This window comes from Aquimarina sp. MAR_2010_214 (assembly GCF_002846555.1).
Lineage (GTDB): Bacteria > Bacteroidota > Bacteroidia > Flavobacteriales > Flavobacteriaceae > Aquimarina.
The window spans coordinates 3647043-3673963 of sequence record NZ_PJMS01000001.1 but is presented as its reverse complement, the minus strand read 5'-3'; the positions used below and the strand labels follow the sequence as shown (position 1 = coordinate 3673963).

The window sequence follows — 26921 nt, the reverse complement described above, 5'->3', positions numbered from 1 at the left end:
CATCAATACTCAAACACTTTACCGTCATCAGCTATTTCTACATCATCGAAAACAGTTTTCGCTTCTTCTCTAAAAAGTTCAATATTTTCATATCGGGTAGAATAATGACCTAAAATCAAGGATCCAACATTTGCTTTTTTAGCAATAGTAGCTGCTTCAATAGCAGAACTATGACCTGTCTTTGCACACAAATGTTTATGACTTTCTAAAAAAGTAGATTCGTGATATAATACAGTAACGTCTTTAATTAAGGGGATTTTCTCTTCATTATACTTCGTATCACTACAAAATGCATAGCTCTTAACTGGTTTAGGAGGATCAGTAAGTTCTTCATTAGAAATCACAGTACCATTATCCAAAACAACATCTTTTCCTTTTTTTATCGCACGATAATACGCTTTATCAATATTATAATTAGATACTTTGTTTATCAATAACGTTCGATCTCCTGGTTTTTCCTGAAATAAAAACCCATTACAATAGACCCTATGCTGTAAGGGAATTGTACGCACCACTACTTTTTCATCTTCAAAAACAATTTCTGATTCTGTATTGGTAAGTTCATGAAAGTGTAATGGATAATCTGTCCACGAATTAGAAAGTTTTAGTTGTAATGTGATCGCTTCTTTTATTCCCTTAGGGCCGTGAATATGTAATGGTACATCTCTACTAAGTAATCTAAATGTAGATACTAATCCAATCAGTCCGAAAAAGTGATCTCCATGAAGGTGTGAAATAAAAATATGTTTTATTCTTGAAAACTTGATTTTATTTCGTCGTAATTCTACCTGAGTTCCTTCTCCACAATCAATCAAAAAGAGATGATTGTTCATTTCTAAGACCTGAGAAGTTGGATTTGTAAATGTTCGGGGAGTTGCAGAATAGCAACCTAAAATCGTAAGTTTCAAAATTATTTTTCCTATTTATTAAACAGGCTGTGAATATAATCTAATCTTATTTATAAATCAATCTAACGACCAAAAGAATCAAACGATGTTAATAATGATATATATCCTTTTACATCAAGATTTCTTCTATAACCTGTTGCTCCTAATACTTTTCCTTCCTTATCCAGAACTAAAATAACGGGGAAAACCCATTTCCTGTTATATTTTTGAGCTAGCTCTTCATTTTTCTTTTGCTGAGCCAATGAAAGTTTATTTTTTTTACGTTTAGGAAAATCAGCTTTTACCCAAACAAATTTTTGATCAGTAAATTCAATAAACTCTTCATTAGATAAAATTTTTCTTTCTAATCTAATACAAGGAGGACACCAATCTGAACCGGTAAAAAACAATACAATATTTTGATCTTTTTCTTTTGCTAGTGATTTTGCTTCATCAAAATCATATTTCCAGTCCTGACCAATAACATCATGACTAAAAAACACAAAAAAAAGTATACTTACAAATGGGGCGAATCTGTTCATAGCGTATCAGACGAAAAGTAAAATAAATAATTACAAAAAAGTTGAATTTTCTAAAAACCCAGGTCTCTTTCTATTTCTTCCATCTCGACCAAATCATATGCTTCCTGTAATGTAGGAACAATAGTAATCTCTCCTAAGATCTCATCATAAGATATTTTATTTGTAACAATCACGAATGAATGCTTAGCAGCCTTATGCTTATTAGAAATCCTTAAAAACTCATTGATATTATCAATCGAAATCTGCTTTAGTGAAAACAAGTTAACAATTATATTATCGTTTTCTAGGGAAGTATACTTGTCTTCAAGGCCTTTAACAAATTCTATAATAGTAGTTTTTTCTTGTGTAATTATAGTTGTAGAACCTTCTTTATTAAAAATCATAAATTATCGTTTAATTTTTGAAGCTAAAAGATATATCACAGCCATTCGCACTGCAACTCCATTCTGTACCTGATCCAATATTATGGCTTGGTTAGAATCAGCAACATCACTCGTGATTTCTACTCCACGATTGATTGGTCCTGGGTGCATGATTACAATTTCCTTATTCAGACTATCCAATAACTTTTTATTTACCCCAAATTGTTGAGTATATTCTCGTGTCGATGGAAAGTAACTAATTTCCATTCTTTCATTTTGCACACGTAACATATTGGCAACATCACACCATTCTAGTGCTTTTTTCAAATCTGTTTCGACCTGAACTCCTAATTTCTCAATATATTTAGGAATTAAAGTTTTGGGGCCACAAACTTTCACTTCAGCTCCTTGTAATTTTAAGGCAAAGATATTAGAAAGCGCAACTCTAGAGTGCAAAATATCTCCTACAATTACAACCTTCTTTCCTCCTACCTCTCCTAATCGTTCTCGTATAGAATACGAATCTAATAAAGCTTGCGTAGGATGCTCATGAGCTCCATCTCCTGCATTAACAATACTTGCATCAACATGTTTAGAAAGAAAAACTCCTGCCCCGGGGTTAGGGTGCCTCATAACTACCATATCTACTTTCATAGAAAGGATATTATTAACGGTATCAATAAGTGTTTCTCCTTTCTTTACAGAAGAAGATGCAGCAGAAAAATTAATTACATCTGCAGAAAGTCGTTTTTCTGCTAATTCAAAAGACAACCTTGTTCTCGTACTGTTCTCAAAGAACAGATTAGCAATAGTTATATCTCTAAGCGAAGGAACTTTTTTAATTGGTCGATTAATAACTTCTTTAAAGTGATCTGCAGTTTCAAAGATTAAATTAATATCTTCTTTATTCAGATATTTTATTCCCAATAAGTGATGTACACTTAATTCGCTCATTCGTCTTAATTTATAATTTTAAATAAAACAATCTTATTCAGAGGTCTTAATTTCCTATCAAATACACGGCATCTATACCATCATTTTCTACCCAATCTACTTTCACTTTTTCTTGGTTTATCGCATCTACCTGACGACCTCTGTAATTAGGTTGTATAGGTAAATGTCTGCTAAAACGTCTGTCAATTAGCGTTAGTAGTTCAATTTCCTGTGGTCTACCAAAAGACTGCACAGCTGTCAAAGCTGCTCTAATACTACGTCCTGTATATAGTACATCATCAATAAACACAATTCGCTTATCTTCTACTATAAAATCAATATGAGTTTTATTAGCCTCAAGAGTTTTTTCTCCTCTCCGAAAATCGTCTCGATAGAATGTAATATCAAGGTAACCCAGTTTAACATCTTCTACCATATAATGATCCACCAAAATTTTCCTGATACGATCCGCTAAAAAAGTTCCTCTAGGCTGAATTCCAATTAAAACAGTTTCTCTAAAATGCGTATGATTTTCAATTAATTGACAAGCCAAACGGTGCAGAATTATATCGATCTCTTTTGCACTAAGTAGTAATTTTTGACTCATAATCTCCAAATGGATATCTGGAGTACAAAAGTAATGAAAATTTAGAATTAATCCACGCTTAAGGTAATTTTAAAAATATCAGTTTTACTATTATATATTGTGGATATACAAATCATTCTTTCATTTCTATCCACTCGCCTCCAATTGGTGGAGGTGCATCATACTCAATATCAGGTGTAGGATACAAATCTCGATATGGATCTTCATAATCATATAGTTCCCCAGATTTTTTCTTTATCTTATAAGTAATAGGATATGAACTTCCAATTTGAATAGCATAATGGTCCTTTTGTTCTCTAATGATTATGTTGGTATAGATTGATTTATCTATATTGGGGACATCATCAGTTGTATTATTTAATTTAAGAACCTTATCAATCATCAATTCCTTTTCTTTTGTTGAACGATATAAATAGATCGGTTTACTAAAATCACTGACATATCCTTCAGACTCATATACATCAGAACTACTACTTCCAGATACTCCATCCGTAGAAACATATACTTCCATGTTAGTAACACATTTAGAATCGTAAGGAATATATCGTACAGGAGAATGTTCTATAAATTCTACTTTAACCTCAATATCATTATACCAAACAGAAATGAGTACATTTTTATCATGAATTAGAGATTCGGGATCATCACTTGCTGCTTTTGCTGCTTTTGCAATAATTCCTGCTCTACCTAATGCTCTGGTTTCAGTAACACGTTCCTTAAATATCCTCAACTCTTCTTCTGTAAATCTGATTTGACCTGTCATTATATTGGCAAACAAAATTATTATGATTATAGTTACAATATATTTCGCTTTCATGCTTCCTTACTTTTTATGAAGTCTAGTTTGTGATAAAATGTACACACATTAATATCATATGACTATAGAAGTGTTATATATTCCTCGATACTACTATGCAAATTTAACTTTAAAAGCGTATTTCTTATTTGGCTAATAATATAAATGAATTTTGAGACACTGGAGACACTTCATAGTTACTAACATTATCTGTAGTTTTTAAGTATTTTTCTGCTTCTAAAAATGCAGTTTCCAAAGGGCTTAATTCAGAATTTTCTTTAACAATAATAGTCTTAGACATCATACCGCCATCTGTATACTCTATTGTTATTTTCCATTTCTTGATAGAATGAAAACTTTTATCCTTAGCAACTTTTTTTGGTTTTTTATTTTTTGATTCAGTATCTATATCCTCTTTTTCAGATATTGTAATCGTTTTATCATTTGCAATAAGAGATAATCTGTTGGCCTCTTTAGCATTCGCCTGAACAATTATTAAGAAATTTAACACAAATATGATTGCCCTATTACTATTTTTCATTTTAAAAAATGTTTATGTTTTTTTACAATGCAAATATCAGGAAGCTTTACGCTGTGCACCATACTACTATTAGTGAAAATGTCCTCCCTTTTTTCAGGGATATAGAACTACACTAGTCAACACATCATCACGTAGCAACATCTTTATAGAACAACTCACCTATTGAACTATTTTTTATAAAAGCTCTAGGCATAATCACGGTTACGATAAATAATAAAAACTGGGCTGTTATTTTAGAAAGAGTGAACTTATCAATAAACACTAGTAAAAATAGCACTGAATACAGTGTGTTTAAAAAAACAAAAGGCCGTTCTTTCGAACGGCCTTTTCTATATTAAAAAATGTTGAGAAACTAGTTCCCTCCTTTTTCCATTTTAGCTTTAAGATCTGCTAATGCATCGATATCTCCAAGCGTTGTTTTTTCTGCTGAACCTGTAGCAGCTTTCTTCGCAGCTTGTTTAACGATCTTAGCTTCTTCTTCTTTGAATAAAGCTGTATGAGAAGCAACCACTCTTTTGAATTCTTTATTGAACTCAATAATTTGGAATTCTGCTTCATCACCTTTCTTAAGTTTGCTTCCATCTTCTTTTTCAAGATGACGAGATGGTACAAAAGCAACTACATCTTCATTGAAATCTATTGTAGCACCTTTGTCTACGATTTCACCAATTGTTGCAGTATGCTTAGTTCCTAAAGCAAATTCACCTTCATATTTATCCCAAGGATTATCTTCTGTTTGCTTATGACCAAGACTTAACTTACGTCCTTCTACGTCTAGCTCAAGAACAATCACATCAAGTTTATCACCAACATTAGTAAAGTCTGATGGGTGCTTGATTTTCTTAGTCCATGAAAGATCTGAGATATAAATCAAACCATCAATACCTTCTTCTAATTCTACGAATACACCAAAATTAGTGAAGTTACGAACGATACCATTATGTTTAGATCCAACAGGATATTTAGTTGTAATATCTGTCCATGGATCTGGAGTCAATTGCTTAATACCAAGAGACATTTTACGTTCTTCTCTATCTAAAGTAAGAATTACTGCTTCTACCTGATCACCAACTTTTACAAAATCTTGTGCAGAACGTAGATGTGTAGACCAAGACATTTCAGAAACGTGAATTAATCCTTCTACTCCTTCTTCAACTTCAATAAAAGCACCGTAATCAGCAATTACAACAACTTTACCTTTAACCTTATCACCTACTTTAAGTTCTTTATCAAGAGCTTCCCATGGGTGTGGTTTTAATTGTTTAAGACCTAATTGAATACGAGTCTTAGCTTCATCAAAGTCTAAGATAACTACATTCAACTTCTGATCAAGTTCAACGATCTCATTTGGATGGTTGATTCTAGACCAAGAAAGATCTGTAATATGAACTAATCCATCAACTCCTCCAAGATCAACAAATACACCATAAGAAGTAACATTCTTAACAGTACCTTCTAATACTTGACCTTTTTCTAATTGACCAATAATTTCTTTTTTCTGCTCTTCGATATCTGCTTCGATAAGCGCTTTATGAGATACAACAACGTTTTTGAATTCGTGGTTTATTTTTACCACTTTAAATTCCATTGTTTTTCCTACATATGCATCGTAATCACGAATTGGCTTCACATCGATTTGAGAACCTGGTAAGAATGCTTCAATACCAAATACATCTACGATCATACCACCTTTGGTTCTACATTTTACAAAACCATTTACGATTTCACCTGTATCATGAGCACCATTTACTCTATCCCATGCTTTAATCACACGAGCTTTACGGTGAGATAAAATTAATTGACCTGTTGCATCTTCGCGTACATCAATTAAAACCTCTACCTTATCTCCTACTTTAAGATCTGGGTTATAACGAAATTCGTTTAATGAGATAACACCTTCACTTTTGGCATTGATATCAATAATAGCATCACGATCAGTGATGTTAATTACTGTTCCGTCTACTACCTCATCATTTAGGGTATCTACAAAATTCTCGGCAACTAGCTTTTCAAACTCTTCAAGTTTCGAATCAGCGATAGGATCTATCCCTTCTTCGTAGTTATGCCAATTAAAATCTTTTAGGAATTGTTCAGGGTTTGTTTGTTGTGGAGCTTCAGCTACTGCTTTCTTCTCTACTTCCTGAACGTCTGTGTTTTTTGTTTCTTCAGACATTGAAGATAAAAATTTGTATCCTGTATATTATTGAGAATCAATGCGAAAATTATACAGAAGCGTTAAAATTAATTATTTATAACCCTTTTTACACTCTCTTACTCGCTAAAAAGGAGTGCAAAAGTACAATTTAATTTATTAGAAAACAAAAGATTATAATGCGTTTCAATAAATTATTAATACTTAATAATTTCAAAATCACTCCTCCTATTGGTTTGATGATCTTCTTCTGTACACGCTTTACTATCGCAGTCAATTAGAGGTTGAGATTCTCCAAATCCAACAAACTGCATTCTCCTTGCATTTACATACCCCACTAAAGCAAGATAATTACGGGTAGATTCAGCTCTTTTTGCCGATAACACTTGATTATATGAATCTGTACCTCTACTATCGGTATGAGAACTTATATTAATATAAACAGTTTTATATCGCTCTAACTTTGCTGCAAGTTTGTCCAATACTTTTTTAGAATCAGCCCGTATATTCCATTTATCATAATCAAAATAAATTGGAGGCATATCAAAATAAAGTTTTCCATTCTTCTCAATAACCGGTGGACCATCTTTATCTGCAAGAAGAATTTCTCTAAGTCTGGTTTTGGTTATTTCTTCTTTTTCACGTTCTGTATTAGATTCACTGATTCTAGTACGCTCATTGATATTAGTACTGTCACTAATCTGTATTCTCTTTTCATCATCTGTCACCACAATATCCTTTGCTCTATCCAAGTAAATGATGTAGGTTTCTTCATCTTTATCCTTTACCATCAATGGTTTAGTTCTGGTTTTATACTTATCTGCAGAAGCTTTAAAGTTATATCTTCCAGGGAATATTTTAATATCAAAAGCTGCAATAGAATCTAATTGACTCTCATATACCTTTACATTGTCATTATTATACAAAACAACATCTGGATTGGCTATATAATTATCGGTTGCATAATCCCGAACTTCAAAACGTGTTCTATATTCACGTGGGAAAATATCTCCAATCTGAGAAAAGGTATAAATATCATCTCCCACCTTTTTTCGGTTTGATGCAAAAAAACCATCTGTCTCATTATAATAAGTTATAGAAAAATCATCGTAGCTAGAATTAATTGGCGCTCCCAAGTTAATGGGCCTAATTAGCTTTTCTTTTCGTAGTTCTGAAACAAATATATCCATCATACCTAATCCTAAATGACCATTTGAAGAAAAAAACAAATGACCTTTTTCAGAAATAAATGGAAACTGCTCTCTATTTTCGGTATTAATCGTTGGTCCTAAATTAGTTGGCTTACCATATGTACCATCTTGATTTACTGTAACAAAATAAATATCAAAATCCCCATATCCTCCAGGCATATTCGAACTAAAATATAACATATCTCCATTTGCACTTAATGACGGGTGCTCAACAGAATAATTTACATCATTAAATTCTAATTTATCAGGTTTGCCCCACTTACCATCAACCTTAACGGCCTTATATAAATGAATTGCGTTATTATTAATACTATCAAATTTCTTTTTTCCCTTTTCAGAATTACTTTTTGACAAGTAGATTGTATTTCCGTCGGCAGTAAAACAAAAATTACCTTCATGAAGTTTTGAATTAATTTCTTTTGAAATAGTTTCAATTTCAGAAACAGGTTTATTATTCTGATCTACCCTTACTTTATATATATCCAAAAACGGTCGATGTGTCCATCTATAATTCTTATCCAAAGGGCTGTAAGGACGTCTATCTGTAGTAAAATAAAGGATGCTATCTCTCCTAACAGCACCAAATTCTGAAGCTTCTGAGTTAAAAACAGCACTCCCTATAGTATAATCATCATCTTTTAATTTAAAATCCTCTATTGTAGAAATTGCATCAGAGGCACTAAAGTCTCTCACTGTATTGTTTGACTTGTATACAGAAAGGTACTTTACAGATTTTTCATATTCTCCTAATGCGGAAAGCACCTGGTACATCATAAAATTATACTGATTATGGTATGTTTTATCTTTATCATAAAATTTACCTGAAGTCAATATTTTTAAATATCTATATGCTTTTCTAAATTGAAACGTATTATAGTATGAAGTGGTAATGTTTTTAAGAATATGTTTTGTATACCCTTCTTTATTTAACTCTTCTTCATATTGCAGTGCAGCATTTATATAATCTCCTTTTTCAAAAAAACGATCTGCTCTGCTTTTTTGTTGTGAAAAGGCAAACTGAGTAATCAGTACAGTTATTATCAATAATATCTTAGCTTTTGTCATCTAGAAAAATCTTGGAGAGGAATATTTATTACTAAACTTAAGAAGATCAAAATTAAATAATATAACAATTTCATGACTTCCATTATTATAACCACTTAAATCACTAACACTAAAATCATAGGAATATCCAACTTTTAGGTTTTTTGTAATATTAAAACCAGCTAAAGCAATAAATGAGTCTGTATATCGATATGACACTCCTAATTCAAATTTATCATAAATCAAAGAGTTTAGCGAAAGATCAAAGGTTAAGGGAGAATCTATAACCTGCTTAATAACCATTGAAGGTTTTAATTTTACTTCATCAACAAAGTCAAAAACATAACCAGCAATACCATAAATATGCGTTTTTGTTTGAGCTACACCAATACCATCAATATCTATATCACTAGGAAGTAAATTAGGCGAAGATATACCTGCATAAAAATTATTGGTAAACAAATATAATCCTGCTCCAATGTTTAATTGTGTAGTAGATGTATTATCTGCAAACGCAGGGTCATTAGCTACATCAGAACCAGAAGGATCAATTTTAAAGTTATTAATACCTGCTTTTAGTCCATATGATAATCGAGTCTGATCAGAAATCCTTGTGACATACGCAAAATCAAGATTTATGTAATCATTCTTTACCGGTATAGCATCTCCTATCCTGTCATTTACATAATTCACACTTAGCTCAATTTTTTCACTCATAGGAACATTAGCAAATATATTGGCCGTTTGCGGCGCTCCTTCAACACCTGTCCATTGTCTCCTGTATAACAATCCGGTCGAAATCAAACCACTTTGACCTGTAGCATATGCGGGATTAACCGTACTCATATTATACATATATTGAGAATATTGTGGTTCCTGCTGGGCATAGATTACCGAGCAGAAAATTATTGACATTACAAAAACTAACTTCAATTTCATTGGTTTATCTGCTTAGGTAAAAACTTCCTTGTATCGGTAAATTGTTTTCAAAGTTTGGAACAAAAACATAAAAGTATGTTCCTGAAGGAAGGTCATCTCCTAGCTGTACTGACACATTACTTTCTCCTCTAAACTCTTCTGTATTAAGATTTCCTTCATAGACAAGGCTACCATATCTATTGTATATTTTTAGATCAAAATCAGGGAATGCCTCTGGAATATTATATACTTCCTCTATCAACAAATCAAAAGTATCGTTCTGACTATCACCATTTGGTGATACTCCATCCTGAAAATCAAGAGTACACAATTCACCATTTGTAAACCTCTCTCCAGTATTTAGTATATTTATCAAAACTTCAAGACGTTCGGATTCGCAATTATTTGCATCAACTGTAGCAATATAATATACCTGATTATCAAAAAGCAAGGGATTATCTATAATAGGGATTTCACTTTCTAAAGTAGTATACCAGTTATAGTTTAAAACATCAACTTCAATATCCTCTAATCTAGCCGCATCAAGAATACAAAACTCTTGAGATGGCACATTAGGAGTTGGTAAATCCACGATTTGTATCGCTACATTTAAAGAAGACTGATCACAAGGCTGTGTATTTGTTATTATATATCTAAAATTATAAATATTGTTTGTTAATGTCTCGAACTCTACTACTCCATCTGTACTTAATGCGTCTGTATTATCGGTATCTTCAAAAATCCCGGTACGAGGAGTATCTCTGTCTAAAAGCGAATATAAATTTACTCTACCATCTATTTTACAGAACGTTTCACTCCTATCATTACCAATTTCTACTGGTTCTACAATTGTAATTGTTACCGTTGATTGATCTGGTGTAAAACACCCTGCATTACCAGGCACTACATATATATATTCTCCTGCCCCTAAAACTGGTAGTAAAACATTACCAGAATCAAAAACACCTAAATGATCTGGTGAAGTATATCCAAAAGGCCCTGACCAAGTTCCTGTTGTATCTGGATTACTCCCTAAAAGATTAAAAAGTGTTATCGTTAAATTATCAGAACATAAGGTTGCAGTTCCATTTTCTCCAGCATTTGGCTTCTTAAATATTGTAAATTTTAAATTTGAAGTTTCTATACAACCTTCAGAACTTGTAGTTGTATATGTAAAGTCAAATGTTTGATCACTACTTATACTAGGAAAAACAAACATATTATCAATTACACCTCCTGTTGAATTTGTCCATACTCCTGTAGTTACTATTGTATTACCATTTGTTTTTAATAAGCTCCTAAGATCAACCTGCCCTTGGGATTCACATAAATTAATATCTTTTGTATCTTCTCCTGCATAGTCAAATGCCAAGATCTCAATCTCTACTCTAGCAGTAATGATATTGCATGGGTGTTTGCAATTTGCTCCTCCATTTAAAGCAAATGGATCACAATCATCACCAGGTTCCATACAGTTTATTTTTGGACTCACTCCGTACTCAAAAACATAAGTTCCTGGTTTTGCTCCTAAAGTAGTAATGGTTCCTAAATGAGTAAATTGCGGATTCCCTCTCTCTTTTAATCCTAAATTAGAATCACCAGAAACTAATCTCCAATTTACATAACTTTCATTTTTATAGATAAAATCAAAACGGCCTTCTTTCGTAAATTTTAATAAACTAAACAAATCCAAATTTCCAGGCCCTTGATTTGCACATATTTTTGGAGGAGGGTTAACTTGATTAAATGGTCTTAATTGTTCAAATAAAGTAAAACTAACTATAGTTTCCATATTACTGCATACTGCTGAACGCTGTTCTACCGAATAAACGAATTTAAAATTTTCGCATCCAAAACGTAGATTATTACCATTATCAATCAAATTGTTATAAATTGTTCTTAAATTAATCTTGGAATCCTGCTCATTATCAATTTGACCTGTAGGTTCTGATAACCAGATCCCTTCTATATCTTCTCCTTTTAAAAACTTATCGTCTCTTAAATCTATATCTGTATCAAAAACCCCAGCTAATAAATCGTCTTCGCAAATATCTATTGGCTCTGAAGTTCCTGATTTCACCTGTCTTACCATCGCAACTCGAATGGTAGTTTGTTGTGGAGGAGAGCACCCCGCCATACCAGAAACAGTGTAAGTCAATTCGAAAACCTCCTGATCTACCAAAGGTACCCCAGGTTGGTACGGTATTTCTACCATAAGAGAACCATCACTATTAACACTTTTAAAACTACTACTTGAACCATTGTATGTCCATTTTCCATTCAAATGTGGAGATGGTGTATTCTTATCTAATGCAAACGCACTAAACAAATCAAAACCTTCAAAATCACAGCCTTGAGCATTCACATTAAGTGGTCCTGAAGGAGGTAGTGCTACCCCAGAATATGGGCCTAGAATTAATCTTGCTGTTCTAACAGGAACATCTCCACAAGTTGTATTCTTTAATTCGAAAAAATAATCATTTTGTGTAGCTGTTGTCGTGGCTTTTTTGAGCTCCCACATAAATAATTTACCTGTTACAACATCGAATGCTGAAACAAATTTTGGGTCTATAGTCCATTTACCATCTGCAGGAGTTGTGCCTGTCTCTGTATATATGTTGATAATCCCATCAGGTCCATTAACTCCATCGAAGTCTATATTCTCCATATTACACTTTTCTATAGAGATTAAACCCAGATTACATTGAGAATGTACTCTTTGTGTCATTAAGGATATGGTAAATAATAGAAATAGTAATTTGCTAGTATATTTCAAAATTGATTTTATTTAATAAATATTTGACATCAAAAATATTTTACTAAAAATATTGATACAAATCTTACAATTATATGCAGATTTTATATAGGGCAGGAAAAATTTAATCACAAATATATATAAATTTTATACTTTAAAACCATAACCTAAAATAGTTTTCTTACACAACCTAGTCGTACAAAAACTAAGACCTTGATTTTAAAACCTCTACAATATCTTTTAGTTCATATCCTTTTGCCTGTAATAGTATCAAATAATGAAATAATAAATCAGCGCTTTCGTTTAAGAACAATTCTTCATTATCATCCTTTGCCTCTATAACTACTTCTACAGCTTCCTCTCCTACCTTTTGTGCCACTTTATTAATTCCTTTTCTAAATAACGATGCTACATATGATGTTGAATCCTCCTGATTTTCTTTTCTATTTCTAATTACATCTTCTAGTTCTGATAAGAATCCGAAAGATTGTACATTATCTTCATTCCAGCAAGTATCTGATCCTTTATGACAAGTTGGGCCTACTGGATTGACTCTAATCAAAAGCGTATCATTATCGCAATCACTCTTTATGTCTACTAGATTCAAAATGTTACCACTTTCTTCACCTTTTTTCCATAATTTATTTTTACTACGACTAAAAAAAGTTACTTTTTTGGTTTCTATAGTCTTATTGTATGCCTCCTGATTCATATATCCAAGCATTAATACATTTTTGGTTAATTCATCTTGAATAATTGCAGGAACAAGTCCATCGTTATTTTTATTAAAATCTATTTCCATATCTTTTTTAAAATGGTTTTAACAAGTTCAATATATAATTGCCTAAAACCTCGTTTATAATTTTATAGTCTTACAGGGATTTGATTATCCTCTAATTCTTGCTTTAAATTTCTAATTTCTATTTCTTTAAAATGAAAAACACTTGCTGCTAAAGCTGCATCTGCTCTACCTTCTTTAAACGTATCCACAAAATGTTGAACTTTTCCTGCTCCACCAGAAGCAATTATGGGGATATTTAGCTCTCTTGACAGTGTCGACAATGCTTCATTTGCAAATCCATCCTTGGTACCATCATGATCCATAGATGTAAATAATATCTCTCCCGCTCCTCGTTTTTCTACTTCTTTTGCCCAATCAAACAAATCCAATTCTGTAGGTACTTTACCACCAACTAAGTGTACTATCCAATTACCATCGATTTGTTTTGCATCTATAGCTACAGTAATGCATTGTGATCCGAATTTTCCTGCTAGGTCATTAATTAATTGTGGATTTTTTACTGCCGATGAATTTATAGATACTTTATCTGCTCCGTTTTGCAACAAAACATCTACATCTTCAATAGATGAAATCCCTCCACCTACAGTAAAAGGAATATTCACTTTTTCTGCTACTTTAAGCACTAATTCTGCTAATGTTTTACGACGTTCTTCTGTTGCAGAGATATCCAAAAACACTAATTCATCAGCACCTGCTTTAGAATATGCATCAGCAAGTTCTACAGGATCTCCCGCATCTCGTAGATTTACAAAATTGACTCCTTTTACGGTTCGTCCGTTTTTGATATCTAAACATGGTATAATTCTCTTTGTTAACATAATCATTTTTTTTACTCAAATATGAGTTCTGGACGCTACTATTCCTTATTTACTATAGACTTTAATTTTTCAAAAAGTTGCTTTTCAATAAGCTCTTTAGCCATCTCTTGATTCACTTTTTCATGCTTTTAACAGGATGTATTCTTCTAATTGTTTCAGACTAATTCTGTTTTCATAAATCGCTTTTCCAATAATAGTTCCTTCACAACCGAGCTCTGCCAGTTTTGGTAATTCGTCAAAAGTAGATATTCCTCCTGATGCAATTAGCTTAAGGTTATCTGTTTGAGATAGAATCCTACTATACAGTTCAAATGACGGCCCTTGTAACATTCCATCTTTACTAATATCAGTACAAATCACATAAGTTATTCCTTCTTTTTGATACTCCTGAATAAATGGAATTAACTCTTTATCACTTTCTTCCTGCCATCCACTTACTGCTATCTTTTCATTATTTGCATCTGCCCCCAAAATAATCTTATCTGTTCCGAATTTTTGTAACCACGATATAAAAATATCAGGATCTTTTACAGCAATACTTCCACCGGTAATTTGATTTGCTCCGCTCTCAAAAGCGATTCTAAGATCATCATCAGTCTTAAGACCTCCTCCAAAATCAATTTTCAAACTTGTTCTTGATGCGATTTGTTCTAAAACTTTATGATTGACTATGTGCTTAGACTTTGCTCCATCAAGGTCTACCAAATGTAGGTATTCGATTCCATGAGCTTCAAACTCCTTAGCTACTTCTAATGGGTTTTCATTATATATTTTTTTTGTGTTATAATCTCCCTTAGAAAGACGAACGCATTTTCCGTCGATAATATCTATTGCTGGTATTATTCTCATAATTTTATTGTCTTAAGTAGTAAGTATTATGTCCTAAGATTGTTTAACGCTTCGTTGAAGAGAATAATTCATATTTCTAATCTCTCTACAGGAATTGAGTAATACATCTATTTGATCCTTATTTATAAAATCCAGTTTAACAGTTAAAAGCAATTGTGTTTCTAACTCACAAGTTGATCCATTAGCTATACTCAAAAAATGAATAAATTCTTTTGATGAATTTCTTCCAGCACCTTCTGCAATATTTGATGGTATCGAAACTGAACACCTTTTTATTTGTGATATTAAACCATATCTTTCATTATCAGGAAGAAGCTTCATTAGTTTATATACCTCGCAAACTAAATCCATTGACTTCTTCCAAACATTTAAATTCTCAAATTGATTCATACTATAACTTAATACTTTGTACTTATTACTTTATTTTTACAGTTTCAGAAAATTCTCTAATATCTTCTCCCCTACAACACTACTTTTCTCTGGGTGAAACTGGGTTCCATAAAAATTATCTTTCTGAAGAGCTGTACTATACGTTACCCCATAATGAGTTTGCGCGACTGTATCTTCTGTTATTGGCGCATAGTAACTGTGCACCAAATAGATATGTTCTTTTTCTAAGATCCCTTCAAACAAAGGTGAATCGAGAGATTCTATCTGGTTCCAGCCTATCTGTGGTACTTTTACTTCATTATTGAATCGTACGACGTCAACATCAAAAATCTCTAATCCTTTAGTATTTCCTTCTTCGGTATAGTTACACATTAATTGCATCCCCAGACAAATTCCTAAAACCGGTTGTTCTAGTTCTGGAATCAAGCCATCTAATCCAGAATTTTTAAGTTTTCGCATTGCACTACTAGCTTCTCCTACTCCAGGAAAGATAATTTTATCTGCTGCTTTGATCTCTTCGGGATCATTACTTAATATCGCATCATATCCTAATCTTTGTATTGCAAACTTTATAGATTGGATATTCCCTGCTCCGTAATTGATAATTACAATTTTCACTTTATATTTTAGATTTATGATTCTTCAATCTTAATTCACAATTAATTATAATACCCCTTTAGTACTAGGTAAAACCATTTTATCGGGATCACGTTTTACTGCAACTTTAATAGCTTTGGCAAAAGCTTTAAAAATAGCTTCAATTTTATGATGCTCATTAGTACCTTCTGCTTTTACATTAAGATTTGCTTTAGCTCCATCGGTAAACGATTTAAAAAAGTGAAAAAACATTTCTGTTGGCATTTTACCTATCATTTCACGATTAAATTCTGCTTCCCATACCAACCAATTACGTCCTCCAAAATCAATTGCTACTTGCGCCAAACAATCGTCCATTGGTAAACAAAAGCCATAACGCTCGATTCCCAATTTGTTATCCAGAGCTTTACTAAATACTTCTCCTAATGCTATCGCAGTATCCTCGATAGTATGGTGTTCATCAACTTCTAAGTCTCCTTTTACTTTTATATCCAAATCCATTTGACCATGACGAGCAATTTGATCTAACATATGATCAAAAAAATCTAATCCTGTACTAATATTACTTTTACCGGTACCATCAAGATTTAGTTGGATATAAATATCTGTTTCATTAGTTTTTCGGGAAATTTCGGCAACTCGATCTTTCAGTTTAAGAAATTCATATATTTTTTGCCAGTCATTGCTTTCCAAAGCAATATGATTATCTAATTCTTCTCTTTTTATTGTAATTTCTCCTGTTCCCAAGTTGGTATTATCATTAATAAAAACCCCTTTCGCTCCAAGATTTTTAGCCAACTCCATATCGGTTAAACGATCTCCAATTACAAAAGAATTTATTAGATCATATTCATCAGAAAAATATTCGGTTAATAATCCTGTTCCTGGTTTTCTGGTATTTGCATTTTCATGAGGAAAGGTTCTATCAAGAAACACCTTATCAAACACAACTCCTTCGTTTTCAAAAGATTTCATAATAAAATTATGCACAGGCCAAAATGTATCTTCAGGAAACACACCAGTCCCCAAACCATCTTGATTGGTAATCATTACCAATTCATAGTTTAATTCCTGAGCAATTTTACCTAAATACGTAAATGCTTTTGGGTAGAAAATCATTTTCTCGAACGCATCTATCTGCTCGTCTGCAGTTTCTTTGATAATCGTACCATCACGATCTATAAATAATACTTTCTTTTTCATTGGATTGTATTGACTATGAGTTTAATTTGAGTGTTTTTTATCTAATTATTATTGTCTTCCTGTAATTTCTGAAATGAGTTCACGATTTCGAAATTGACATAAGTATCTGTATTAATTTTTTATTTTCTTCTTCAGTACCTACTGTAAACCGAAGTGTATTTTCGCATAAAGGTTGTGTGCTTCTATTACGAACCACAATACCATGCTTAATTAACTGATCGTATCGCTTATTTGCATCATCTACCCTTACCAAAATAAAATTAGCATCACTTCTAAATATCTTCTCTACAAAATTTATGGTAGATAAAGCTTCTTCTAAATGAGCACGCCCTTCTATTATTATAGACACTTCGTCTTTAATTTGATCTTCTTCAATAACCCTTTGCAGTGCTCGTTGTTGTGTTAGTTCGTTCACGTTATAAGGAGGTTTTATTTTATTTAAAACATTAATTATTTCTTCAGAAGCATAACAAATCCCTAATCGTATCCCTGCCAAACCGTATGCTTTGGATAAAGTCTGTGTCACTATAAGATTTGGATATTTGTATATATCACCCACCCAACTCTCTCTATCGGTAAAATCGATATAGGCTTCATCAATAATTACCAGTCCATTAAAACGTTCTAGAAGTTCTTCTACCCGTTGTTGTTCAATTAAATTACCTGAAGGATTATTAGGAGAACAAATAAAAAGTAATTTAGAATTACTATTCTCAGCTGCGAGTATCGCTTCGACATCAGGTTGAAAATTTTCTCCTAACCATACTTGTTGTTCTTCTACATTATTGATATTTGCTAATACTTTATACATCCCATATGTAGGGGGCATTGTAATAATATTGTCGATACCAGGTTCGCAAAATGCTCTAAATATTAGATCTAATACTTCATCACTACCATTACCCAGAAGTATATTTGTTTCTGAAACTTTTCTTTGGTTTGCTATTATCTTTTTTAAACTTTTCTGTTGTGGATCAGGATATCGATTAACTCCGTTCTCATAAGGGTTTTCATTGGCATCCAAAAAAACCATATCCTGATCAAAATCTGTAAACTCATCTCTTGCCGAACTATACGGTTTTAGATGTAGTATATTCTTGCGAACTAATTGCTTTATATTAAATTGTGTTTTTTTCATTTTTAGTTTATTGTTGTTGGTTAAAGCATCATTGATGATTCCTGACTACTTGTAGCGGCCAACTATTTTAAACTCTCTAGTCGTAATGTTACTGCATTTTTGTGTGCTTGCAAGCCTTCTGCTTCTGCCATAAGTTCAATAGCTTTACCTATATTCTGGATACCATCTTTTGATATTTTCTGAAATGTCATTGATTTCATAAAACTATCAAGATTTACTCCACTATATTGTTTTGCATACCCGTTGGTAGGTAATGTATGGTTGGTTCCCGAAGCGTAATCACCTGCGCTTTCTGGTGTATAATTACCGATAAACACAGAACCTGCATTGGTTATATTATTGATATAAAAATCTTCATTTTTTACACATATTATAAAATGCTCTGGACCATACTCATTGATTAATTCTATAGCTTCCTGATCATCTTCGACACAAATTAATTTAGAATTGGATATTGCTCCTTCTGTAATTTCTTTTCTAGGTAAAACTGCTAATTGTTTGATAACCTCTTCTTCTACTTTATCCATTATTTCTTTGGAAGTAGATACCAAAATTACCTGACTGTCTTTGCCGTGTTCTGCCTGGCTTAACAAATCAGAAGCAACAAACGATGCATTAGCAGTATTATCTGCAACCACGAGCAATTCACTTGGTCCAGCCGGCATATCTATAGCGACACCAAACTTCGTTGCCAGTTGCTTTGCTACCGTTACGAATTGATTACCCGGACCGAATATTTTATACACAGACGGAATAGTTTCTGTCCCAAAAGTCATCCCCGCAACAGCTTGAATCCCTCCTACTTTACATATTTTTGTTACTCCGCAAAGGTCGGCTGTGTACAAAATAGCCGGATGAATCTTTCCTTCCTTATTTGGAGGGGAGCATAATATTATTTCTTTGCACCCTGCAAGATTAGCAGGAACAGCTAACATTAAAATTGTAGAAAATAAAGGAGCTGTTCCTCCTGGAATATATAATCCCACTTTTTGGATTGGTCTTTTCTCTTGCCAGCATTTAACTCCGATTGTTGTTTCTATAGAAACTTTATCCGTTTTTTGTACTGCATGAAACTTTTCGATATTAGATTTAGCCAACCCTATTGCATCCTTTAAATCCTGATTTACCTGTCTTTTTGCTTCTTTTATCTCCTCAGAATTCACAAGGATAGTATCTAGATCTACCTTATCAAATTTCTTAGTATATCGCTGTATTGCTTGATCACCCTCTGCTTTGACTTCTTTAAAAACAGTCATTACTTTTTCCTCAATATCTGCCACAGTTTGCGTTGGCCTTTTCAATATTTCGGGCCAATTATTTTTATTTGGATTGTATATTTTTTGCATCTCTTCTTAATTTCTGTCTTTACAGAAACACATTAAATTATTTATAAAACCATTTTTTCAATTGGGCACACCAAAATTCCTTCTGCTCCTTCTGCTTTTAGCTCATCAAGAATATCCCAAAATTTATTTTTTTCTACCACAGTATGAATAGAACTCCAACCCTCTTCTGCCAATGGCAATACTGTAGGGCTTCGCATACCTGGTAATATCTTAACGATATCTTCGATTTTGTGGTTGGGAGCATTAAGTAAGACATATTTAGAATTCCTGGCTTTTAAAACAGCTTTGATTCTAAATTGTAATTTTTCAAGCAGTCTTTTATTTTCGTTTGATATTTTTGGAGATACTGCCAGTACAGCTTCAGAAGTAAGCATTACCTCTACCTCCTTAAGATTATTTTTAAATAATGTACTACCGCTCGATACAATATCACAAATTGCATCTGCCAAACCGATATTCGGTGCAATCTCAACAGATCCTGATATTTGGTGTAATTCTACCGAGATCCCTTGTTTATCTAAATATTCACTAACTGTATTTGGGTATGAAGTAGCAATTCTTTTTCCATCGAGATCTTTGATTGAATTGTACTCAAAATCTTTTGGTACCGCCAGAGAAACTTTACACTTAGAAAAATTGAGTCGTTCTGTAATCGAAATATCTTTTCCTTTTTCTATAAGTACATTCTCACCTATAATAGCGATATCAACAATACCATCCCTAAGGTATTGAGGTATATCACCATTTCGTAAAAACATAACTTCCATAGGAAAATTACGGGTTTGAGCTTTTAGCTGATCTTTACCATTATCAATCGAAATACCGCAGTCTTTCAATATTTTTACTGAATCTTCATTAAGACGACCGCTTTTTTGAATTGCTATTTTAATTTTTGACATTTTCTTGTTGTTATGCTTGAGCAATTCAAAAACAAGTTTTGTAGAAACAAAAAACCCGTTTGAATTACTCAAACGGGTTTTCATATTTTGTGTTATACACATATCATACTTACCACGCCTGAGCGAAAATGTAAGAATGATGATGATGTACAAATATATTATTCATTGTTTTTTTCTAAATACTCTGCGAATTTATAAAAAATTATTTTCTCTCAAACGCATTTCAACTTATTTTTTTGCGATTCATCTTTTTTCTATCATTAAATTCATAGAATTCAAAGTCTGCAATAGGTTGATTATAAACATTTTTATAACTTTAAGAAACTAATACTAATCAACAACACATGAAAAATTTATCCTCTTTTTTTATTTTTCTACTTTTTGCATGGCTAGCAATATGGTGGTACTACTCCTGTGATTGGTGTACAAAAAGCACCAATGAAAGTATACCTGTGGTAGAACAAAAACCTGATCCAGAATCAGAAGCATTAGCTAAAAAAGCGTATGAAGACAGTATTGCCGCCGCAAATAGGACTGTTGGATTATTTGCTAAAGGTCCTCACGGGCAAGATGTTTTTAGGTATGTTGAAAATCTAAAAATTAACAATACTAACGGAGATGTATTTATTCCTGTTTCTTTAAATGGATTTAGTCAACAAATAGCTGATTATCTAGGACAACACCAAGATCAAGAGCTTGTCATTTATGGTTATGAGAATTCTTCTGAAAATAACGATAGTACACAATTAGGTATCACTAGGGCTAATTTTATTAAAAATATTTTAGTTGAAGCTGGAATTAATTCAGGTCGTATCGTGACCAAAACTCAATTAAATAAGTATACCTACTCTAATGATGGTGATTATACCGGTGGAATACTATTAAATTTCATGACATTAAATGAAGCCCGATTGGTTGAAGTAGAAAAAAGTATAGCTGCCAGAACGTTGTATTCTAATTTTGCTCAAAAAACATTTCAACCAGATGCTTCTTTATCTAATTATGCACTCGAGCTAAAAAATTATATTAATAAATATCCTGATAAATCAATTGTGATCACAGGACATACAGATGATGTTGGTGAAGAAGAAGCAAATCTTTGGTTTGGACAACAAAGAGCTAATAATGTACGAGAATATCTTATTTCACAAGGTATAGTCAAGGATAAAATCATAGCCCTATCTAAAGGAGAATCGAGTCCCATAGCTATAAATGATAGTGAGGAAAACAGAGCAAAAAACAGAAGAATAGAAATAACCGTAAACTAAAAATATTACAACTATGTTAGATTTTTTAAACGAAGCAAATTGGTGGTGCTTATTATTGCTATTATTCCTTGCCTTTTTATTAGGAAGATTATTAGGAAAAAGAGCCGTCAAAAAAAAATATAAAAAGGAATTAGACGAATGTGAAAGAGAAAATATAAAGCTTAGAAATACAAGCAATGAAAAAGCCAATACTACATTTTCTAATTCCGGAAATGAAATTAAAGCAGTTAAAACCCGCGATCATGGAGGAGTAGCCGTTACAAATGGTGGAGAAATGCCTACATTAAATTTTGATAGTTTTGGCAAAGCAGATGCCTCTCAAAAAGATGATTTAAAGCTAATTAGCGGTGTTGGCCCTTTTATTGAAGAAAAATTAAACAGTATTGGTATCTATACTTTTGATCAAATTAGTAAATTTACCGCAGAAGATATAGATACAGTAACAACGCTTATCCAATTTTTTCCTGGTAGGATTGAAAGAGATCAGTGGACAAAACAAGCTAAGAAACTTAAAGATAAGTAGTAACCACTAACCATTTTACTATTTAGTACGGCCTTCATAATTCATATTATGGAGGCTTTTTTTATGCATTTTAGATACATCAGACCTAAACAATTTATTAAAAAAAAGGAGACTGCCTTTTCAGACAGCCTCCTAAACAAATCACTATTTTATAAATATTATTTTCTTACAAATTGTTTAATGCTTTTATCTTTTTCTAATTTCAGCTCGAGAATATATACTCCTTTGGTTAAATTCTGCACATCTATACTATTATTATAAACAACTCCCTGGTTAACAATTTGACCAGTGATATTCATTATTTTATAATTCATTGTAGATGTCTTGGCTGTAGTAATATACAAGATATCTTGAACCGGATTAGGATAGATATTCACATCAAAAGCTTTAATTTCTTGATCATCAAGTGTTGAATCTATCAAGTTTCCGTTCGATCTACCTGCCACAGCTGCTGCATTTACAGTAGTCAACGATATATTATCAATCGCCATATCTCCTTGCCAAGAATTTCCTGAAGTACCAACAAAACGCATTTTTACTGATCTTCCTACATATACATTTAAATCAACATTGGCATTATTCCATACATTACCTTGAGTACCTGTTTTACTCCAAACTGATACCCAATTAGTACCGTCATCGTTACTTAGTTCTAACTTAAGTTCTCCTACTGCATTACCAAGCATGTGGTATCTAAATGTAAAACTTGGTGAATTTACTCCATTCAAGTCAAAACACGGAGAGTTAAGAATTGTTGTTTTATTAGGGCTATTAGGATTTGAAGTTTCAACATATACATAGTTGCTACCTTCTTGTGCTCCAGATGGGCCTGTATCTCTAGAGCGTGTTCCTCCTGATTGGCGAGTCCAATCAAAATCATCTCCAGCACCTTGAGTCCAATTCCCCAACCCTGCTTCAAACCCTTCATTATAAGGGAAAGCGCTAATACCGTTTGCACAACCAGGTTCTACAGCATTACAAGGAGCACAATCTCCTCCACAATCTACTCCGGTTTCATTTCCATTTTGAATACCATCATTACAAGTTGCTTCTCCTTGAACTGTAGAAGTATATCTAGCAGCCCACCCAGAAGCAGTAACTGATCCATCAGATGTAAATCGAACAAACATCGCATTACCTGTAGAAACCATTTGATTTGGGATTGTTGTTCCAGAAAATCTACCTAATTGCGTTGCGTTAGCGTTTTCTCCATCATATACTGTAACAAAATCATAACCAGATTCTGTATTATAATTATCAAAGTTTAATGTTACTGTACCTCCGTTTCCTGGTCTTATTAACCATGTACAATTTTGATTATTGCTATAATTTTGCGCATCACTACCATCTTCAAAATTACCAGAATTTGCTGTTAATGTAGCACCTCCATTACAAGGATCTGCTGCTACTGCACTTGTTGTAGCATTCACTATATTACTATCAGTAGACACATTACCAGCTGCATCTTTAGCTCTTATTTTAAACGCATACGTAGTATTTGCTGTTAAACCAGTTACTGTTCTATTGGTAGCGTTAATAGTTGCTATAACAACTTCATCTTGATATACATCATATTCTGTAACTCCAACATTATCATTAGATGCTGTCCATCCTAAATCTATAGTTGTCTGTGTAATATTTGAAGTAACTAGATTTGTTGGTGCAGTTGGCGCTTCGTTATCCTGAGCTCCATTTGCAGTGAATGAACCTGTAAATACACCTCGTCCATAAGTCGAAGCTATAATTTTATTGTTATTTTGATCTCCATTTACTTCCCAGTAATCAAAAGAAGTTACACTAGCATCACTCATTCCGTTTTGGGATCTTGTCCAATTTGGATTTGCCGCATCAAAATTAGTAGTAACCCATACTCCTAGTTGTGTTCCTACAATAACCTCTGTTCTATCTAATGGGTTTTGTAAAATATCTCTAACAGGGATATCCGGAAGATCACCTTCTTTACTTGACCAGTTGGCTCCAGCATCAGAAGAATACCATACACTTGTAACTCCGTAGTTATGGATAGTAACCATAATATCATTTGCTGTTGCACCTAATCTAACAGAGGAAACAGACCCAACAAAAGGCGTATTTATTTCTGCCCAATTAGCGGCCCCTACACCTACATTTGTTAATCTTAATAAGCCTCCAGAAGCAGTACCAACATACCAAGTATTATTGGCAAAAGTAGAAGCTATAAAAGCAGTAGGTTTACTTGTTAATAATGCATTTGTAATATCTGCATTTCTATTCCTAGCAACATCAACAGTTTTTATCGAATACACTTTATTTCGATTAACTACATGTGTGTTATTTGATAAAAGAAAATTTGCACCACTATCATATCCCATTTGGTTTACAAAATCTCCTTTAGAGTCATCATTTACAAGGGTAGTTGCACCACCTTGGATTCTACTACGTCCATCCCATGGTAAATTAAATCTATAAATAACATTGTTAACATAAGTGGCAATCATATATTGACCATCTTTATCTATAAAAGTATAAAACCCATCACCACCTGTTAATGGCTCAGATCCGTTTATCCCTGCAACTACATTTCTAAATGCTTGAGAGCCATTATCCTGAGCTCCTGCAGAAAAAATTCCATTAACATCTCCAGCTCCATTCGGACCTATTCCAGCTTTTACATATTGAGTTACATTATAGTTACTATTTCTTGCAGCAAAAACATTATTATTAGCCGCTGTAGATAAACTATTTGCATAGAACACTCCACCATCATTACCAAAAATTGCCTGATTCGAATTTCCAGGTCTGAATACCATAGCATGCTGATCTGCATGTACAATAGAAGCTCCTAATCCCGCTAAATTATTATTGTTGGACCATTTAGAAATCTGTGTCCATGCATTACCACCATTTGTAGATCTAAAAAGATCTATTCCTCCAACATATACTATATCGTCATTATTAGGGTCTGATTCTATCATTAAATCATAAAAAGCCTGTCCTCTTGTAAAATCTTTAGCAGGAATACTATTATCTACATCATTAGGTAATACAGTAGCTGTTGGAGCTGTTGCAAAACCATCCAAGCTTCGATAAATATGAACAGGGTCTATAACATTACCATCAGCATCTCTTGCCACCCCTTGAGTTAATGCATATATTTTATTTGCATTGGTTGTTGAAACTTCTAATTCTACTCTATTAGAATCATTAAGAGGAGAAGCCGCTGCTTCTGTCCAGGTTGCACCATCATCAGAACTAAATACACGTCCTCCTCCATTTCCTAATGGTGAATTTACTGTACCAACCCATAATTTATTGTTTTGACCGATTTCAAAATCATTAGGTACATAGTAATAATTTACATTATCTCTTTGGTACCTCATATTAGCAGCTTCTATTCTATTCCAAGTTGCTCCTCCATCGATTGAACGATAAATCCCAGCTGATTGGATCCCAAGCCAGTTTCTTGGCCCAGAAGAATCTGCATATATGTGCGCTCCTACTCCAACGAATAAATCTGTACGGTTTTGTGCTGTATTATTCCAGGCGACAATATCATTTACATAATAGATTCCTGAAAGAAAAAGATTTGTGGCGTTAAGATTAATATTTCCCCCTCCAGCTGGTGGAATATTTAATGCTTGCCAGGTTGTTCCTCCATCTATTGATCGATATATACCATTACCTACAACACTTCCTGCGGTATATTGTTCTCCTGTACCTACATACCATGTGTTAGAGTTTCTGGGGTCTACAGTTATAGAAGTTACAGAAAGGTTTCCAGGAACGTTCTGTACTCTACTCCATTGTGATGCAGCAGACGTAATATCATTATTCACCCATAATCCACCACTAACACCACCAGCATATACCTTTCTATTATTGGCATCATTGGGATCAAATAAGATAGCGCGTGTACGCCCTCCAATATCATTAGGACCTCTTTCTACCCAAGGATTATCTTGAGCATCTCCAGGTGCTCTTTTTGATGTATTTGCTAATCGTTTTTGAACTGCGTAGATTTTCTCAGGTTCTGTTTTACCTGTTGCAGGGTTCATAGTTAACTCCCACATCTGTTCAAAATATTTATTTGGGGGAAGTCCTTTAGCTTTTCTTTCAGATTTTTTTAATTGTAAAGTCTCTTTAAAAGGGCTGTTTTGTATATACGAAGCATGTTGTTTTCGTAAATTGGTAATTTCAGTTTCGGTAGTACTTTGTTCTAATTTGTCTTTGTTTACAGAATTTACGACAAATACCGATAGGGTGACCAATCCTAAACCCAGTATAACCGGGCGAGTCAATCTTTTTTTCATGTTAGCATTAGTTGAGTTAGAGGTCTAAAAGTAATATAATTATGGTTTTTC

At 33.0% G+C, this 26921-nt stretch carries 23 protein-coding genes; 2 read left to right on the top strand and 21 right to left on the bottom strand.

The features are described from left to right. Positions 1 to 2 precede the first annotated feature (2 nt). The 20 genes from ATE84_RS15755 to hisG form a co-directional block, all read right to left on the bottom strand. A complete protein-coding gene (locus ATE84_RS15755) occupies positions 3 to 908 on the bottom strand; it encodes a ribonuclease Z (protein ID WP_101448874.1) in 906 nt (301 codons plus the stop codon). Between the two features lie 62 nt (positions 909 to 970). After that, positions 971 to 1429, bottom strand: coding sequence for a thioredoxin family protein (locus tag ATE84_RS15750; protein ID WP_101448873.1), 459 nt, complete (start codon positions 1427 to 1429; stop codon positions 971 to 973). 50 nt (positions 1430 to 1479) lie between these two features. Continuing rightward, complete coding sequence (locus tag ATE84_RS15745) at positions 1480 to 1812, bottom strand: ribonuclease Z (protein WP_101448872.1); 333 nt, start codon at positions 1810 to 1812, stop codon at positions 1480 to 1482. A gap of 3 nt (positions 1813 to 1815) precedes the next feature. Beyond that, positions 1816 to 2745: an aspartate carbamoyltransferase catalytic subunit gene (locus ATE84_RS15740; protein WP_101448871.1), complete on the bottom strand. Its 930-nt coding sequence runs from the start codon at positions 2743 to 2745 to the stop codon at positions 1816 to 1818. A gap of 46 nt (positions 2746 to 2791) precedes the next feature. After that, positions 2792 to 3331, bottom strand: a complete 540-nt coding sequence (pyrR, locus tag ATE84_RS15735; RefSeq protein ID WP_101448870.1) for a bifunctional pyr operon transcriptional regulator/uracil phosphoribosyltransferase PyrR — start codon at positions 3329 to 3331, stop codon at positions 2792 to 2794. A gap of 112 nt (positions 3332 to 3443) precedes the next feature. Further along, the gene (locus ATE84_RS15730; protein WP_101448869.1) at positions 3444 to 4148 is read right to left on the bottom strand and encodes a hypothetical protein; all 705 of its coding nucleotides are present in this window, start codon (positions 4146 to 4148) and stop codon (positions 3444 to 3446) included. 124 nt (positions 4149 to 4272) lie between these two features. After that, positions 4273 to 4668 carry a hypothetical protein gene (locus ATE84_RS15725; RefSeq protein ID WP_101448868.1) on the bottom strand — a complete coding sequence of 132 codons (396 nt, stop codon included), beginning with the start codon at positions 4666 to 4668 and terminating at the stop codon, positions 4273 to 4275. A gap of 352 nt (positions 4669 to 5020) precedes the next feature. Beyond that, positions 5021 to 6841 (bottom strand): 30S ribosomal protein S1, encoded by a 1821-nt coding sequence (gene rpsA / locus ATE84_RS15720; RefSeq protein ID WP_101448867.1) that lies wholly within the window; start codon positions 6839 to 6841, stop codon positions 5021 to 5023. 176 nt (positions 6842 to 7017) lie between these two features. Continuing rightward, on the bottom strand, positions 7018 to 9096 hold the full coding sequence (locus ATE84_RS15715; protein WP_101448866.1) for an OmpA family protein: 2079 nt from the start codon (positions 9094 to 9096) through the stop codon (positions 7018 to 7020). Continuing rightward, a complete protein-coding gene (locus tag ATE84_RS15710; protein ID WP_101448865.1) occupies positions 9097 to 10014 on the bottom strand; it encodes a type IX secretion system membrane protein PorP/SprF in 918 nt (305 codons plus the stop codon). It abuts the gene before it with no gap. A gap of 4 nt (positions 10015 to 10018) precedes the next feature. Beyond that, positions 10019 to 12661 (bottom strand): gliding motility-associated C-terminal domain-containing protein, encoded by a 2643-nt coding sequence (locus ATE84_RS15705; protein WP_101448864.1) that lies wholly within the window; start codon positions 12659 to 12661, stop codon positions 10019 to 10021. A 292-nt stretch (positions 12662 to 12953) separates the two neighbouring features. Further along, positions 12954 to 13550 carry a bifunctional phosphoribosyl-AMP cyclohydrolase/phosphoribosyl-ATP diphosphatase HisIE gene (gene hisIE / locus ATE84_RS15700; protein WP_101448863.1) on the bottom strand — a complete coding sequence of 199 codons (597 nt, stop codon included), beginning with the start codon at positions 13548 to 13550 and terminating at the stop codon, positions 12954 to 12956. Positions 13551 to 13612: 62 nt separating this feature from the next. After that, complete coding sequence (hisF, locus tag ATE84_RS15695; protein ID WP_101448862.1) at positions 13613 to 14368, bottom strand: imidazole glycerol phosphate synthase subunit HisF; 756 nt, start codon at positions 14366 to 14368, stop codon at positions 13613 to 13615. Positions 14369 to 14488: 120 nt separating this feature from the next. Then, the gene (hisA, locus tag ATE84_RS15690) at positions 14489 to 15217 is read right to left on the bottom strand and encodes a 1-(5-phosphoribosyl)-5-[(5-phosphoribosylamino)methylideneamino]imidazole-4-carboxamide isomerase (protein ID WP_101448861.1); all 729 of its coding nucleotides are present in this window, start codon (positions 15215 to 15217) and stop codon (positions 14489 to 14491) included. Positions 15218 to 15250: 33 nt separating this feature from the next. After that, on the bottom strand, positions 15251 to 15607 hold the full coding sequence (locus ATE84_RS15685; RefSeq protein ID WP_101448860.1) for a four helix bundle protein: 357 nt from the start codon (positions 15605 to 15607) through the stop codon (positions 15251 to 15253). Positions 15608 to 15643: 36 nt separating this feature from the next. Further along, the gene (gene hisH, locus ATE84_RS15680) at positions 15644 to 16225 is read right to left on the bottom strand and encodes an imidazole glycerol phosphate synthase subunit HisH (protein WP_101448859.1); all 582 of its coding nucleotides are present in this window, start codon (positions 16223 to 16225) and stop codon (positions 15644 to 15646) included. 45 nt (positions 16226 to 16270) lie between these two features. Then, positions 16271 to 17407 (bottom strand): bifunctional histidinol-phosphatase/imidazoleglycerol-phosphate dehydratase HisB, encoded by a 1137-nt coding sequence (gene hisB / locus ATE84_RS15675; protein WP_101448858.1) that lies wholly within the window; start codon positions 17405 to 17407, stop codon positions 16271 to 16273. Between the two features lie 79 nt (positions 17408 to 17486). Then, a complete protein-coding gene (gene hisC, locus ATE84_RS15670; protein WP_101448857.1) occupies positions 17487 to 18545 on the bottom strand; it encodes a histidinol-phosphate transaminase in 1059 nt (352 codons plus the stop codon). Positions 18546 to 18607: 62 nt separating this feature from the next. Then, positions 18608 to 19891, bottom strand: coding sequence for a histidinol dehydrogenase (hisD, locus tag ATE84_RS15665; RefSeq protein ID WP_101448856.1), 1284 nt, complete (start codon positions 19889 to 19891; stop codon positions 18608 to 18610). A 41-nt stretch (positions 19892 to 19932) separates the two neighbouring features. Then, positions 19933 to 20790: an ATP phosphoribosyltransferase gene (gene hisG, locus ATE84_RS15660; protein ID WP_101451061.1), complete on the bottom strand. Its 858-nt coding sequence runs from the start codon at positions 20788 to 20790 to the stop codon at positions 19933 to 19935. A gap of 344 nt (positions 20791 to 21134) precedes the next feature. Here hisG and ATE84_RS15655 point away from each other — a divergent pair, with 344 nt between their 5' ends. Together ATE84_RS15655 and ATE84_RS15650 are read left to right on the top strand one after the other, a co-directional pair. Next, positions 21135 to 22058 (top strand): OmpA family protein, encoded by a 924-nt coding sequence (locus tag ATE84_RS15655; RefSeq protein WP_101448855.1) that lies wholly within the window; start codon positions 21135 to 21137, stop codon positions 22056 to 22058. A gap of 13 nt (positions 22059 to 22071) precedes the next feature. Next, the gene (locus ATE84_RS15650) at positions 22072 to 22581 is read left to right on the top strand and encodes a hypothetical protein (RefSeq protein WP_101448854.1); all 510 of its coding nucleotides are present in this window, start codon (positions 22072 to 22074) and stop codon (positions 22579 to 22581) included. A gap of 158 nt (positions 22582 to 22739) precedes the next feature. Here the strand turns inward: ATE84_RS15650 and ATE84_RS15645 are convergent, their stop codons facing one another. After that, positions 22740 to 26870 carry a CUB domain-containing protein gene (locus tag ATE84_RS15645; protein ID WP_101448853.1) on the bottom strand — a complete coding sequence of 1377 codons (4131 nt, stop codon included), beginning with the start codon at positions 26868 to 26870 and terminating at the stop codon, positions 22740 to 22742. Positions 26871 to 26921 lie beyond the last annotated feature (51 nt).